The sequence below is a fragment of the Providencia sp. PROV223 genome (assembly GCF_028479245.1).
In the GTDB taxonomy this organism is placed as follows: domain Bacteria; phylum Pseudomonadota; class Gammaproteobacteria; order Enterobacterales; family Enterobacteriaceae; genus Providencia; species Providencia rettgeri.
In genome coordinates this window covers 19,918-35,981 of record NZ_JAMPNG010000029.1, presented here as the reverse complement: position 1 = coordinate 35,981, position 16,064 = coordinate 19,918, and the positions used below count along the sequence as shown (strand labels likewise).

At 43.4% G+C, this 16,064-nt stretch carries 12 protein-coding genes; all 12 read left to right on the top strand.

Annotation, left to right across the window (positions count from 1 at the left end; all coding sequences use genetic code 11):
* The coding region (locus PR767_RS20375) for a T6SS immunity protein Tli4 family protein (protein WP_272520877.1) at nucleotides 1-961 on the top strand (961 nt) is incomplete at its 5' end.
* A 189-nt stretch (nucleotides 962-1,150) separates the two neighbouring features.
* Nucleotides 1,151-1,408 carry a PAAR domain-containing protein gene (locus PR767_RS20370; RefSeq protein ID WP_071547911.1) on the top strand — a complete coding sequence of 86 codons (258 nt, stop codon included), beginning with the start codon at nucleotides 1,151-1,153 and terminating at the stop codon, nucleotides 1,406-1,408.
* A gap of 21 nt (nucleotides 1,409-1,429) precedes the next feature.
* Nucleotides 1,430-2,518, top strand: coding sequence for a hypothetical protein (locus PR767_RS20365; protein WP_196718707.1), 1,089 nt, complete (start codon nucleotides 1,430-1,432; stop codon nucleotides 2,516-2,518).
* Between the two features lies 1 nt (nucleotide 2,519).
* Complete coding sequence (locus PR767_RS20360; RefSeq protein ID WP_272520876.1) at nucleotides 2,520-5,876, top strand: ImcF-related family protein; 3,357 nt, start codon at nucleotides 2,520-2,522, stop codon at nucleotides 5,874-5,876.
* Nucleotides 5,877-6,180: 304 nt separating this feature from the next.
* A complete protein-coding gene (locus PR767_RS20355; protein ID WP_181937045.1) occupies nucleotides 6,181-7,905 on the top strand; it encodes a lipase family alpha/beta hydrolase in 1,725 nt (574 codons plus the stop codon).
* A complete protein-coding gene (locus PR767_RS20350; RefSeq protein ID WP_109911511.1) occupies nucleotides 7,899-8,969 on the top strand; it encodes a T6SS immunity protein Tli4 family protein in 1,071 nt (356 codons plus the stop codon). Before PR767_RS20355 ends, PR767_RS20350 begins: the two co-directional genes overlap by 7 nt.
* Nucleotides 8,970-9,239: 270 nt before the next feature.
* The gene (gene tssA, locus PR767_RS20345) at nucleotides 9,240-10,850 is read left to right on the top strand and encodes a type VI secretion system protein TssA (RefSeq protein WP_110732017.1); all 1,611 of its coding nucleotides are present in this window, start codon (nucleotides 9,240-9,242) and stop codon (nucleotides 10,848-10,850) included.
* Between the two features lie 23 nt (nucleotides 10,851-10,873).
* Nucleotides 10,874-12,625 (top strand): type VI secretion system baseplate subunit TssF, encoded by a 1,752-nt coding sequence (gene tssF, locus PR767_RS20340; RefSeq protein WP_110732018.1) that lies wholly within the window; start codon nucleotides 10,874-10,876, stop codon nucleotides 12,623-12,625.
* The gene (gene tssG, locus PR767_RS20335) at nucleotides 12,601-13,692 is read left to right on the top strand and encodes a type VI secretion system baseplate subunit TssG (protein ID WP_272520875.1); all 1,092 of its coding nucleotides are present in this window, start codon (nucleotides 12,601-12,603) and stop codon (nucleotides 13,690-13,692) included. Before tssF ends, tssG begins: the two co-directional genes overlap by 25 nt.
* A 15-nt stretch (nucleotides 13,693-13,707) precedes the next feature.
* Nucleotides 13,708-14,247, top strand: coding sequence for a type VI secretion system lipoprotein TssJ (tssJ, locus tag PR767_RS20330; protein WP_004912506.1), 540 nt, complete (start codon nucleotides 13,708-13,710; stop codon nucleotides 14,245-14,247).
* Between the two features lies 1 nt (nucleotide 14,248).
* Nucleotides 14,249-14,677 (top strand): type VI secretion system baseplate subunit TssE, encoded by a 429-nt coding sequence (gene tssE / locus PR767_RS20325; RefSeq protein WP_004912512.1) that lies wholly within the window; start codon nucleotides 14,249-14,251, stop codon nucleotides 14,675-14,677.
* A 22-nt stretch (nucleotides 14,678-14,699) separates the two neighbouring features.
* A complete protein-coding gene (locus tag PR767_RS20320) occupies nucleotides 14,700-16,043 on the top strand; it encodes a VasL domain-containing protein (protein WP_272520874.1) in 1,344 nt (447 codons plus the stop codon).
* Nucleotides 16,044-16,064: the final 21 nt, after the last annotated feature.

The window sequence follows — 16,064 nt, the reverse complement described above, 5'->3', positions numbered from 1 at the left end:
ACGTTACGTTATCGATGTTCCTGAATCATTTAACAATCAACTGAATGATGATATTTACATTGATGACTTTAAAATCAAAAGCAGATTTATTTACCCACCAGCGTTTAAACAACGTATTGAATTACGAGAAAAAGAACTTCGAGAAGCAATTAATCGCCCTGAAAATGAGATGAATAACGCTCCATACCTTAAAGAAGTAATCCAATTACCGGACGGTAAAGGTGTTATTTTTGATCGAAATGAGCCTGGGGCAGATGATGCTTATCGGGTATTAGAAGCCCATCTCTATGTTGACCATATCGCTTTTATTATTACTACTGAAATCCGAGATTTTTCTGATAAAAAGTATGAAAAAAGAAAAGCCAGTTTTTTAGCTAGAGGTGGGACAGAAGTTCAATCAAACCAAAAGCCAATTCGTTTAGCGGCTATGTATTCACTAATTTCTCGATTAAGTGGACGATTAGATCATGAAATCCCGACCGATAAAGGTATTTGTATCCCGAATGGGTTTATTTTAGATGATAATGATAAGCACCAGCAAAAAATCGCTATTGTCTATAAAAATGATGAATTGTTATTGTTCTTAGAATCTGACAATCGTTACTTAGGGTCTAATGATACGTTATTAAATCGAGAAAAAGAGATAAATGAGGCAATGAAGCAACAAGCGTTACACACAATAAAAAAAGGAAATTTATCAATTAGTAATATTCCAGCACAAGAATGGTTGATGACAGGAAACCAGGAAACTTTGTCTAAGGAAAAGAATATAAGAATATCCAATTTACCATATTATGATTTTTGGTTTTTTGCCAATGAAGCAACATCAACTGAAATAATACCACTACTACATATTGGTATGAATAATCGAAATAAATTCACTTCATACAGTGATGCCGAAATGGTCGAAATATGGGATCGAATTGTCGGCTCGTTACGCTATAAACCCAATGCGTTTTAATCTATAAAAGAGGGATAATAAATATCTAAACAGTAAGCCCTATTTCTGATACGAATCCGAAAGGGAACGATAAATAACGGCTAAAAAACACTGAGTATTTTGGTGGTTCAGATAAAAATGGTCTTCCATTATCAATGACTGAACTTTCGCATAAAGATAATAACGTTATTTCCAAAAAGTAGGTTCACAATGAAAGGATTTGTCTGTCTTGGTGACAAAAATACCCATGGAGGCCATGTGCTCTCGGCTTCATCCACAATGTACATTGACGGTAAACAAGTTGCACTCGTTGGAGATCTTGTTTCCTGCCCCAAACACGGAAATAACACCATTATAGAAGGGGCTGATTCCGCTTTTGATAATGGTATTGCCATTGTAGTGGATCAGTGCCTATGTGCATGTGGGTGTCGGGTGATCAGCTCCGAGCCCACAACCCATACAAAATAAGCAGATAAGGATATTGAATCGATGTATTGGAAGATCCCCTCTATTCCGAATAAAACACCGATAGAAAAACCCAACTATAAGGTTATACTCTTCTTTTTCGTAACGATAGTTGCTGCCGTTTATGCCTATAGTGTCACATTATCGGCAGAGCAAAAAACACGGTTATTATTTATCGCATTCGCCATTATCGCCCTCCTCTTTTTTGCCTGTATCAGTTTTTTATACGTTCGTTATCAACATTCCGTGATCACCTGTCACAACTGGGAAAAAGAGAAAGAAATCACAAAAAGGGAATGGCAAGCATGGTGCCAATCTTCAGTGATCTCTATCGCAAACGTTATCTATACCCCCGATAAAGACGGTACTGACGTGTTTTTGCAAGAAGCAGAAGCCGTTCCGATGTTTCCAAATAAACCTCGTCGTTTATTCAATCTTTTGCAATTTGATAATGACTTCATTGCAACCCTTGATGCACAACTCGAAAAACAGTCTCCTCTTTATCGGTCTTATCTGTCAAAAATTTACCTCTTCGACAGTGATGATAGTATCAGTAATGAAAATTTAATTTATGAACATTGGCAGCTCAAACCTATTCGATCACCTCGCTATCAAGATATTTTTTCAGCTTATGATGATACTGAACAAAACAAGATGTTTTTAATTGTGACGATCCAGTCGCAAGCAAAATACAGCGAATTTATTTCAGCTCAACTATTTTCAACAAACCAACAATTCATGAATTCAAATAATGCCAACGTAAAAGTCGAACGCGTCATGGAAATAGACACCCAAGATATCGATAATGAAATAGTGAAATACGTGGATTACAGTGGGATATCGAGAAAGAATACATTCCAAACATGGATAACTGAGAGTCAGCAAGATATCGTAGATAACGTTCTCATCACCTACACTGAAAAAAATATTGAGTTTGATAAAACTATTCCAATTCGTTCTTTAGCATTATCTTATTCAACGCCTCATCCGAATGCATTTTTTACATACCTTTCACTCGTAACTGAAATATCATTAAAAACAAAATTAGACCAAGTCCTCATTCACCCAAATCCTCATGGTGCCAGTTACGCGGTTTATATTCGTAGGTCTTAATATGAAAAATAAAATATCCACAAGTTTTCCTCGTGGGAAGCTATTTGCGATTTTTTTAGTCTTACTTCTAAGTTTATCAGTCGTTTTATTTGTCACTTATCAATATCAACCCTTTGACTTAACACCATACTATATTGGAATGTCGACATTCAGTATCATTGCTTTATTCGGTATTTATTTTTATCCTATAAAAAATAAATTTTCACAAAGACAAGAACAGAAAGCGTTTAAGCCACAGAATAGCTCAATCGATTTACATGCGCCGATTAAACAAATAAGCTTATTGCATGATGAAATTATTCAGGCACTACGTAACCAATACGGCACTTTCTGGCATTCCAAAGTCTCCATTCAGCTCCTCCTCGGCTCCCACTCCGCCGTCGAAAAACTCGCCCCTAGCCTGACGCAAGAAATCTGGCAAGAGTGTGATGGCACCTTGCTTATCTACGGTGGCGATATCGGCAGTTCCATCGACTCAAAGCGACTAGAGACCCTCAAACACCTACGCCGGCGTCGTCCGCTCGATGGCGTGATTTGGGTGACGGAAAACAGCATTTCTTCCCAGCTTTTAGACAACAACGTCACTTTCACTAATCTCAATACCGCAACAGCCCATAACGCAGGGCGTGCAATCCAAAACCTCTTCCAAGCATTAGGTTGGCGTGCGCCTGTTTGGGTATGGAGTGTCAGTGACCAACAATCCCTCAGTGCTGTTGAAACGCCCTCTATCCTCTGCATGATAGAGCAAAATATGCCAGCCGAGGCGTTATCACCTAGCTTGTTAAGCCTGATCCCCGCACTTGTGATCAACGGAACCCAAGCATTACTTCGCGAACAGAAACACACCTATCTACTCGCCTTAGCCCAATTTCTACAAAACGGGGGCAGCCAGCAGCTTGCGACCGCATTAGCGCCACTCAATACCCAATTACGTACGCTGCCTTTTTCTGGCATCGCATTTAGCCCTTCTATCAATTCGTTAAATCAGCAACGGTTACCCAATAGTTGGCACCCTGATACCCGCTGGACAAGCTGGTTGAATGTGCAATCTGAACTGGCATCCGGTTTACAGCCTGCCTCTTTAGGCTTTGACAAAAAACGTCTCGTTCAATACGGCGCGGCCACCGCCATGACCTTGTGGGGCGCAGGCATGATTGTCTCTTATTTCGCCAATCGCCAGCTTATTGAAGAGAGCTACCAAAGTGCGAGCGTCGCCGCTAACAGCCAATTACCGGAAACTGAACGCCTCAAAGCTCAGTATGATTTTCAGCAAACTCTTGGGCTGTTAACTCATCGGGAACAGAACTCAGTGCCTTTTTGGCTGCATTTTGGCTTGAATAGCAATGAGCCGCTATTAGCGCATTTATGGCCGTTGTATCAGCAGACGGTACTCCCTCCTCTGCGAGATAATATCCGTCAACAACTTGAGCAACGATTGCAAGCCTATACACAATTATCGCCAAATAGTGATGAGCGTCGCCAAGCTACACAACGTGCATATCAAGATTTAAAAACTTATCTCATGATGAGTACGCCTGAACGCATGGATCCGGCGTTTTTCACTGATAGTATCCTAACTACCCTACCCGCCCCTCAGGGAATGGATGAAGGAGAATGGCACACTCTCGGCAAAGAGTTGCTCATGTTCTACGCGCAGCAGCTACCCAAGCATCCTGGCTGGCAATTATCGGCTAACAATAATCTGATTAATCAAAGCCGTACCTTACTCATTCGACAAATCGGCCAACGCAGCGAAAGTGCTTCGTTATACCAAAAAGTGCTTTTGCAAGCACAGAATCAATTTCCGGATATGACTCTCAATGACATGACAAACGATACCGATGTTAGCTTTTTATTGACCACCGATGAGTTTGTACCGGGAATTTTTACTCGCAAAGCATGGGAAGAGTCCATTGAGCCAGCAATCAAAAAAACGGTCGAATCGCGACGCAATGAAATTGACTGGGTATTGAGCGACAACCAGCATGAACTTAGCCAAGATATTTCGCCTGACGTACTTAAACAGCAACTCACCGAGCGTTATTTTGCCGATTTTTCAAGTAGCTGGTTAAATTTTTTAAACAGCCTGCAATGGCGACAGACCGACAGCCTGTCCGATACTATTGACCAGCTCACATTAATGAGCGATGTTCGCCAATCTCCGGTCATTGCCCTGATGAATACCCTTTCCTACCAAGGAAAAACCGGACGCCAAACAGAAAAACTAGCCGACTCGTTTGTTAACTCGGCAAAAGAGCTGCTCAACAAAGAACAAAAACCGGTGATTAACCAAAAAGCCGATTTTACGGGGCCATTGGAAGAGACGTTTGGTCCTATCCTAAACTTTGTTGATCCTCAAGCCACCTCACAAACCGGTGATAACCTGAGTTTACAAGCGTATTTAACCCGTATTACTCGTGTGCGATTAAAACTTCAACAAGTGGTAAATGCCCCCGACCCACAAGCCATGTCCCAAGCCTTCGCACAAAGTATTCTAGAAGGTAAAAGTGTCGATTTTGCACAAACCCGAGACATGGGAAGCTTGATTGCCGCCAGCTTTGGTCAAGAGTGGCAACCTTTTGGCGATGCACTGTTAGTGGAGCCGATGACCCAAGCGTGGCAGCAATTGCTCACACCAACTGCCCAAGGCATTAATAGCGAATGGCAAAATGCGATTGTTAATGAATGGAACAACGCCTTTGGCGGTCGCTATCCCTTGAAAGATACGCAAAGCGATATTTCTTTGCCTCTGATGGCACAATATCTTCGCCCTGATAGTGGACGTATTCAGCGTTTCTTAGAAACACGTTTGCAAGGTGTCTTACGCAAAGAAGGCAACCATTGGGTACCCAATAGCACGAATGCTCAAGGCTTACGCTTTAACCCTGAGTTTATTCAGGCGATGAATACCTTGAGTGAGCTAGGCGATGTAGCGTTCGCAAACGGAGAAGCTCGCCTATACTTCGAAATGCGCCCAGGCACCAGTAAACAAGTGATGCAAACGGTACTGGTGATCGATAAGCAAAACCTCACCTACGATAACCAATTCCCTCAATGGCAACGGTTTGTATGGCCTGCCGATACCGTCGCGTCAGGCGCCTCATTGTCTTGGATGACGACCTCCACCGGTACCCGACTCTATGGTGATCATCGTGGTGTTTGGGGGTTAATCCGTTTACTCGATATAGCCAATGTCGCGCCTTATGCAGGAAGCACCAGTAGCTATACCGTGTCATGGACCACGCCAGCTGGCAATACACTCAATTACCAACTGCGTACTGAAATGGGCCAAGGCCCACTGGCGCTATTAAAACTACGTAACTTTGTGCTACCTGAAAAAATCTTCTTGGATAATTAGATCATCGTTGATAGTTATTTTCGATTTGATGTTTTTCGTATATTAAAAACACTCTCTAACGTTGCTCACTAAATAAAAATGCGTCTTGGTTGAAACATTTTATTTATTATGGTGCAAAAAATGAACGATGACCGCTCAAAAACTGATATAAAACTTCAGGATAGATATTTGTAGGATCTTAAAATCATTTTGATGATATCTAGTGGGCAGTATTGAACATTAAACTCATCCGTTTGACACAATAGATCTTATCAGTACCAAAGAATCGGACATCGCAAAACAAAACATCAAAGGAACATACGTCATGTCAGAGAAAAAGACTCCTGAAATCGGCGAATGCCAACACGTTTCATATTATCACCCTCAATGGGATGAAAAAGGAAAATGTCATTGGAAAGGGGTTGAACTTCAACACGAATCCCTTAATGCGGAAGCCAAATGCGTGGTTCCTCCAACCAAAATTATTCCAGTCATTTTTTTACCCGGGGTGATGGGCAGTAATTTAAAGTCATCCGGTGGTAAATTTGAAAAAGATGAAATGATTTGGCGTGGAGATAACGATATACAAGTTTATCTTGACTGGGCTAGATTAAATGGAAAACAACGTAGAGCATTATTAAATCCCGACGAAACAATTGTTGATAATGGTGGTGTCATTAATTCGAAGGTGTATTCGTTAATTACGGATGATGGTCTGGGGGATTGTGGAACATTACTTCAACCGAGAAAAGAGCGGGGTTGGGGCGAAATTCTCAATTTTAGCTATGGGAATACATTGAGCGTGCTTCAAGGCGCGTTGTTAGATGATTGGCAAAAAGCCGCCAGACGGCGTGCTGATGGTAAAGCGGGTATCAGCGATAACCCGAAAGAGAATGGTATTGTCCGCCAGTTATGCAATACCGTGTTAGGCACTGAAGATAAAAATGAAGATTGCTTAACCGAAAAAGAAGCCAGTCATTTTTTGAGCTTTCTCTATCCTTTGCATGTATTTGGGTATAACTGGTTGGAAGATAATGCCATTTCTGCCGCTAAATTGGTTGAGTATATTGATAAAACCCTCCGATATTACCAAAGTCAAGATGGACACGGACATGGTCTCGCGATTGAAAAAGTGATTTTAGTTACGCATTCCATGGGAGGATTAGTGGCTCGTTATGCCATGAATCCGCCAGACGATGCCGAATTTAAAGGGTGTCAGGATAAGGTGTTAGGCGTTGTTCATGGCGTCATTCCGGATTTGGGGTCACCCGCCGCCTATCGACGAATGAAAGTGGGTGGAAAACAAGAAGGATTGGCGGGTATTGTCATGGGGAAATCCGCCGAAGAATTGATGCCGGTATTAGCCCGTGCCCCTGCGCCTTTACAGTTATTGCCTGCGCCAAACTATACCAGTAATGCCCATGGGATGGCGTGGTTTAGTGTTGAAAAAGGGAATGCTGATGGCAGTGATTTAGTCTTACCCCAAAAAGGCGATCCGTTTGGTGAGATTTACCTGAATAAAACCTTATGGTGGCGGTTATATGAGTCCGATATCATCGATAAAGCAGGGGGGGTTAGCCAAAATAACTGGAAAGAGTATTTCGACCTTATGAAAGATAAGGTTAAATCTTTTATTTCATCGTTAAATGTCGCTGGTTATCATCCCAATACCTATGCATTTTATGGGCACACAAGGCCGTCGGATGGCTCAGTGAAATGGCATATCACGTCAATCACGTACCCGAAAGATATGCATGACGGCGATAAAAAAATTCCCAATAACTACCGTGAAGTGCCTTTGCCGTTTAACCGCTCCCGTCTTTATGAATTAAAATCCTCAAAATCTGCGGGAGATGGTACGGTTCCTGCGGAGTCCTTTAAGACAATCCAACATCAAAATGGGCAGTCCATTAAAAGTGTGTTAGCAACGGATGTCGACCATCAAGGCGCTTATGAAGTCAAAAACCTCGAGGATATTCATCAACGCCCTGCACTGCAATTTACCCTGCGAGCCATCGCTAAAATGGTCCAAGAGGTACCCGCATGTTAATGAAGACCTCGTTGCGCTCAATCTGCTTTTCTTTAGGCCTAGTGCTTTTTACGCCAACGTTGTATGCAAATCCCATTGTTAAAAAGGACGCTGTTATGGTTGAACCGTTATTTTCAAAAACAAAACCGCAATGTGCGGGTATTTATGTGGTGGATGTTCCTGAGTCTTTTAATAATGGTACGCATAAAGCCACGTATGATGACTTTGATATCGAAAGTCAATTTATTTACCCGCCCGCATTCAAACAACGTATTGCATTGCGTGAAGAAGCGCTTAGGAATCAAAAAACCAGTCAGAAAAATGCCCCTGCGTTGAAAGAAGTCATTCAGCTTCCCGACAATCAAGGGGTGATATTTGATAAAAATAAATCAGGATCGCAAGATTCTTATCGAACGTTAGAAGCTCATGTGTATCTCAATCATATTGCTTTTATTATTACTATAAATATTAGAGATTTGTCTGCCGCTAGATACGCGGATGAAAGAAAGTCTTATTTAGAAGCTGGTTTTACTGAAATCGAATTAAATGATAAACCCACTAAATTAGCAGCAATGCGCTCGTTGATTTCGCGATTAAGTGGGCGATTAGATCATGAAATTCCAGTCGATAAAGGCTGGTGTATTCCTAATGGCTTTATTGCTGATGATAGAGGTCAACATAAAATAGAGGTCGGATTTAGTTATGAAAACGACGATTTACTCTTTGGAATAAATACTAACAATACGATGATTGACAATAGTGACACTCTTTTTGGTCGAAGTGATGCAATTAATGACGCATTGAAAGCGTCAAGCATGAAAACCTTAAAAAAATATGCGTCTATGGCAAATGGTATTCCATTTGAAGCATGGCTTTTTGATGGCACTCAAAATTATGAACAGAAAACGCGACAGGTTTATGACTTCATACTCTATGCTAATGAATCTGTTGCCTCAACATCCAAGCTATTAGCAACAATAGCATTAAATAGCAAACGTAAACAAACTCGCTATAGCGAATCTGAAATGGTCGATATTTGGGACAGAATTGTCGGCTCTCTGCGTTATAAGCCTAATTCATTTTAGTGTTTTCCAAAGTGACAGTGATTATGTTGTTATCGCTTAAATTTCACCTAAAATTGTTTACTTTAGCCCCCGCCGCTTAAGTACTAAAAGCACATAGGGTCTAATAAATGTGTCAAAAGATTACCTAAGTTTTTTCAACGCCAGATGGCAATACACTCAATTACCAACTGCGCACTGAAATGGGCCAAGGCCCACTGGCGCTATTAAAACTACGTAACTTTGTGCTACCTGAAAAAATCTTCTTGGATTAGCCTCGATAGGACATCACCTATGCCTTTATTAACTGCCTTACGCACAGCCTGTTTTACCGGAAATCCGCTTGTCGCTAATCAATTAGTGGAACAACAAGTCGTGTTATGGGAACGCTGGTTATTGCCAATCACAGCTGAAAATCCGGTTGGGGAAGACCCTGGCTATGACGATGACTTCGAACGCATGAAAGAAGAAGTCAACAAGCTATCAGGCTCAGATACACAATTAATCTGTACACTTGCCGAAAATCTCTTAACTCATGTCTGTAAAGACGCACGCGTGATCACTTACTACGTTTGGGCACGCTTGCATCAAGAAGGTGAAACGGGCCTAGCCGATGGATTAGGATTACTGGCAGGGTTACTCCACCGTTACCATGATGACTTGCTACCAAATCGCCCAAATAGCCGAAAGTCGGCCATTGAATGGTTGGCGGGTCAACGGGTTATCGACAGTTTATCCCTTTATCCTGAAGTGGATAGTAACGAATTCGCACGTATCGTGGCGTTACTTAGTTCGATTGTGGATGAATTTAGTACATGGGATGAAGCAAACCGTCCTAATCTTGCACCACTACTACGCGCATTAGAAAATCGACTTGCACAATCTGGTGGTGCGAATAGTGTTGTTCCACAAAATATTAAATCAACAGAAAATATCTCAACGAAACAGATATCATCGGGTATCAGCGCTATCACGCCTATTCAGTCTGGTCGAGAATTACTTGATCAAGCCAAAGTACTCGCCAATTATCTGCGTAATCAACCGAACGGCTGGCTGTCGGGTCACCGGCTGATGAAATCTGTCCGTTGGGATACCCTGCACCAATCGCCACCACAAAATCAGCAAGGTTGTACTCGATTAGCCCCACCACGCTCAGATGCCAAAGCGCAGCTAAAACGTTTATATCTGCAACAAAATTGGCTCGAACTCACCGAGCAAGCTGATCGATTGTTTGCAGAAGGAGTTAACCATTTTTGGTTAGATGTGCAGTGGTATTTGCATCAGGCATTGAGTAAATCCCCTGCGCCGTGGGACGGCTGGGCAGAGGTGATTGCTTCTGATTTAAAGCAGTTCTTACTTCGCTTGCCGGGTTTAGAAAATCTCGCTTGGGAAGATGGCACACCTTTCGCTGATGAAGTCACATTAGCGTGGATCAAACAGCATATTCTAGAAGAGAATATTCAGTCTCTCCATCACATGCCTGTTCGTGGCACAAGTGACGATGATAACGACTCAATATTTTCGTTAGAACAAGAAGCGTTAACTCAAGCTGACACTGAAGGCGTTGAAGCCGCATTAGCCTGGTTAATGTCACGTCCGAATATCCAAACACCCCGTCAAAAATGGTTGCTGCAATTAGTGATGGCAAGAGTGGCCGAACAATTTGCTCGTTATGATTTGGCACTGAATTTACTTCGTGAATTAGACCACAGTGCTGAGCAGATGCGTCTCGCTGATTGGGAACCACACTCGTTATTTGAAGTTAAAGCCCGCCAATTGCAACTGTTGCGAGGGAAAACGCAGCGTAATACGCCTGACAAAGCTGAACTGCATCATCAGATGTCTGAGTTACTGGCTCAACTAACACGATTAGATCCTGTGCGAGCCTTAGTACTCTACCCCTAAATTAATCAATGAGAACCACACAAATGGATGATTTAACCCTTCGCTATTATGATGCGGAGATGCGATATCTGCGTGAAGCAGCTAAAGAATTCGCTCAAGCTCACCCCGATCGTGCGGCGTTATTAGATTTAGACAAAGTGGGCATTCCTGACCCTTTTGTTGAACGACTTTTTGAAGGTTTTGCCTTCTCCATGGGGCAATTGCGCCAAAAAATTGATGATGATTTACCTGAGTTAACAGAAGGGTTAGTTAGCCTACTTTGGCCTCATTATCTACAAACCATTCCATCACTTTCTGTCGTTGAACTCGCGCCAGATATTCACGATATGAAACTCTCATCGGTGATCCCTGCTAACTTTGAAGTGCTTTCGCGCCCGATTGGTCCCAAAAAGACCGTCTGTCGCTATCGCACAACGCGAGACTTAACGCTCAATCCCATTGTGCTATCAACCGTTAATTTAACCACAGAGCCTGATGGCCGTTCCGTAATTCGTTTGCAGTTCGATTGTGCGAAGCTCGCTGACTGGAAACAAACCGCACTTAATGCACTCTCCTTTTATCTCTCTGGTGACGTTCCAACGACCTATGCACTCCATTTAGCGCTGACTAAGCAAGTTGCAGCCACCTATATTCGCCTGCCATCGTCCCCTGATCGTATTCGTTTACCCCTTTGGTTTTCCCCGGGGGGCTTTGCTGAAGAAGACCAACTGTGGCCTAAAAGTGATAGCACTTTCAGCGGCTACCAGCTATTACTGGAGTATTTTTCTTTCCGTGAAAAATTTTTTTTCGTCAACTTAAACGGGCTCGGTGAAATTCAATTACCTGAAGGATTGAGTCATTTTGAACTCGAAATTGTGCTTGATACGCTATGGGATAGCGACATTCCATTAAGTACGGATAACCTAAAACTGCACAGCGTTCCGGTGATCAACTTATTCAATATTGAAGCTGACCCACTCACCGTTAACGGGTTAGAAAGTGAATATTTACTGCGTCCCCGTCGCCTACAAGATGGGCACACCGAAATTTATGCTGTCGATACGGTTCATGGCACAAGACGAGATGAACACATTCACTATGTTCCATTCAGCAGCTTCCGCCACAGAGGCGGCATGTTGCGCCGCAATGCGCCAGAACACTACTACCACACTCGTGTTAAGCGCGGTGTCAGTGGGTTACATGATACATGGCTGATTTTAGGGGGAGAACGCGAACAACCGACCGCTACCCTTGAAAGTGAAACCTTATCTTTACAATTAACCGGCACTAACGGACAACTTCCACGCAAAGCGCTGCAAAGTACATTGCTCGACAGAACCGAAGAAACGCTACAAACCCAATTGCAGGTTCGTAATTTATGTAAGCCAACCCTGCCGTGCTATCCCCCTGCAGAAGATCGGTTCCATTGGCGTGTCCTCAGTCACCTTGGCGCTAGCTTCCTCAATATGATGGATAACGTAGAAGTATTACGTGGCACATTGGCACTCTATGACTGGCGAGATGATGATCTAAACAGCCGCAAACTCGATGCCATGATCCACGTTGAACAGCACCTTATTGAGCGCTTCGAAAAAGGCTTTTTACAGCGTGGTATTGCCATCGATATCACCCTTGATAGCAACGGATTTAACGGTGAAGGTGATATTCATCTCTTTGGTGAAATGCTCAATCGCTTTTTCGCGCTTTATACCGACGTGCATCTATTTAACCAATTAACTCTCCATATTGTACCAAAAGGAAATAGCCTCACATGGACAGAGAATCATCCTCAGTAAATCCGCTTTTTGATGCACTAGGGGAGCGTCTACCACTGGTTAACTTCTATCGGTTTTGCCAACTGCTAGAACAGAGTAATAAACAGCGCCCGCCACTCGGTAGCACCCAAGACCCGAAAACAGATGTTATCCGGTTTCGTCCCCATCGTGGGATGGGTTTTCCTGTCACCGAAATTAAAGGCATCGACATTGAAGACCGCTACCGAGATAGCAACACACCCAGTATTCGAACGACATTTTTAGGGTTATATGGTGTCACTTCCCCGCTACCGACAACCTACCTTGATGACATTGCACAACGACGTGAGGGAACCGAGTCTCTTACCGATTTTTTAGATATTTTTAACCACCGACTGACGACGCAGTTTTATCGTATTTGGCGAAAATACTCTTACCCTGCAACATTTTTATCGGGAGGTGAAGACGAAACTTCCCAGTATTTGTATGGGTTAATTGGCTTGGGGATCCCCGGCACTGCTCAACATGTGCAAGCGCCTTTATCCCGCTTTCTCGCATTACTGGGTACGCTACGTTTTCCAACTCGTACCGCCGAAGGGGTTATATCATTAGTTAAATTACTCGCGCCTGATACCCAAGTTAACATCAAGCCTCATGACCCAAGACGCATTGAGCAAGCCACTCAAACAGGGTTATCCTGCAGAACACCGATGACCTTAACCAATAAGCCTGTTTTAGGTCAGTATTCTACCGATATAAACAGCCAAATTTTGATTACCTTACAGACAGATAACTTTAATGAAGCCCGCAATTGGTTGCCTGACGGACAACTGTATCAAGATTTAATGGCGCTGTTGCATGTTTACCTAGGGTCAAGAGTCAATGCCCGTCTTTGTCTCAAATTACCCAGAAAGTTGCTCCCTAACGCAACGTTAAGCACGCAATCTCGCCAAGGTGTTCAACTGGGACGTACCGCCGCGATGGGCACATTGGCGCCTAATGCCCCTCACCGAGAACACATTATTACCTTAAATTTGGGGCGCTATCAGCGGTTATCGGCAACATCACACTCTACGCCGCCCTCACATTATGCTAATTATCGATTCTAATTCTGGGACTCACCTATGAAACAACTCCCTTTATTGTCATTTTGCGGCAAGACATTGGTGCTTCTGACAGCATTAAACCTCACTGGATGCGGACTTACTCAAATGGTCAGCGATGGCACTCGCAGTGCAGCAAACGCGATATTTTATAAGCAAGTGAAAGTCGTCCATCTTGATTTCGTGGCACGCGAAGCACTCAATACTGACGATACTGGCGCTTCGCTATCAACGATTATCCGTGTTTATCAACTAAAAAACTTTGAAAGCTTTGTTGAAAGCGACTATGCCACCCTTTTCGCTAAAGATAGCCAAGTACTCAAATCCTCATTAGTCACACAAAAAGACCTGCGAATTCGCCCTGGCGAATCAATTTCTCTTGATATGCCCCTTGAGGACGGTGCTGAATTTGTTGCCGTTGCCGTAATGTTCCATCACCCTGACCTTATCACCGACGACTGGCGCGTGGTGATCCCCAAAAAGCGGTTATTACCCGATGATCCACGCTTACTCACCCTCGCGGATAACACCATGACCTTGAAACCACTCGGAGAAAAATAGCATGTCCCAGCCTTCATTATATGAAATGTTGACGGGGTATTTTGCGGGAGGATTAGATATTGATGCTATCCCAGAACATGACCAAGTGATGGTATCCGTGATGGACAATATTCGCCGCATTCTCAACGCCAGAGCGGGTAGCATCGAACATCTTCCCGACTACGGACTCCCCGATATGAGTAAAATGATCCAAGGTCTCCCCGGTACCGCTCACAATATGATGACCATTTTATCAGCAACGTTACTCAAGTATGAGCCCCGTATCAAATCACTCTCTTTAGTGTTATTACCGCAAAATAGCTTTGGGGCACTCCATTACGCCCTTGAGGTTGAATTACATGAGCAAGGGTTAATCCGTTATGGCACTGAGTTTATGCCGGATGGACGCATTCTCGTCCACCATCTGAAAAAACAATTCGATACGATTTAACCGACGATAGCGTGAGAAGACTATGACCCCAGATTTAAACACATTACGCCTTGGTGGCGACCCTCGCACCCTGACTGATTTCTCTGCCCTTAAAGACGAGTTAAACAAACGCTTCCACCCTGCCCGCCCTGATGTTGACTGGGCTCGAGCTCATGGGCTATATTTGTCCTTATTCAACCAAAATGGCGCTGATTTACAAACTTGCGCATGGTTTACCCTGATCCGCCAGCATCAAAATGGCATTGCGGGATTAAACGAAGGCTTATCTTTACTCCAACATTTACTGAGCCGCCACTGGCAAGGATTATGGCCACAACAGACCCATGCCCGGGTTGAGATCCTCGCAACGCTGAGCCAACAACTCATGACAGGGTTACGCGCCCATGCACCTGTTTATGCAGACCTGCCAGCACTGTATCAAACTGAAGCGACGCTCAACCAAATTGGACAGTTGCTGCAAACATTAGAGCTCAAACACCTCACTCAGCTGGAACGACTGCAAAACTTGCTCACCACTCAAGCCAAGCAGCTCGAAAATACCGATGTTCCCGATAGTGGTTTTATTCCACCAACGCCGCTGCAATTGCCGAAAACCTCACCATCATCATTTCATGCCCGTGCCGCAGCAACGCCAATTTCCATCAAGGCCAATGCCACTATCAGTACACCGACACCGACCAAGCCTTCTTACCGCAAAGGCATTTGTGTGGGTCTGGCTTTCGGTATTGTGCTCACAGGCGCGCTGTGTGCAGGAACTTTGTATGTGTTACACCCGCAAATCAATAACCACGTTTTAGCGCAAGCGCTACCCCAGTTACCTGACTTTACGCCGAATATTGCCTCAATTCTTGAGCAACAATTACAACCTAATGCCGCGCAACCGAATAGTTTTTCTCCTGAAAAACTCAAGGTAATCGATAACTACCTCGTAGAATTAGAGTCCGTCTCCCCAATTTGGTCTCAGCAGTATGGATTAAGCATGGTGAGTTACCTCACGAAGCAATATGGTGAACGGCAAGAAGTCAGAGCGTTAAACGATAAATGGCAGCAAAATATGCAAATCAATGCGTCATCTCGCGATAAACTCCAACAGTGGTCTGAAGGAATGTCAGAGTTAAATAATCTCAGTACGCGCTTAGACAGTCTCGATGGTAAACCTCGCAGCTATATCACTGGGTCTGAATTAAAAACGATTATTTTTAATGCACGTCAACATTTTAATCAAGGGTTGCCACTCGAAGAAGAACTACGCCAACTAGAACAATTACAAGCGCAAGGCACTGTACCTGAATCAGAATATCAACGTATTGATACTCACTTTAAACAACTATTGAACCGATATGCATTGATTCAGCAAAATAAATAATTCCCTATCACTCGATAAATT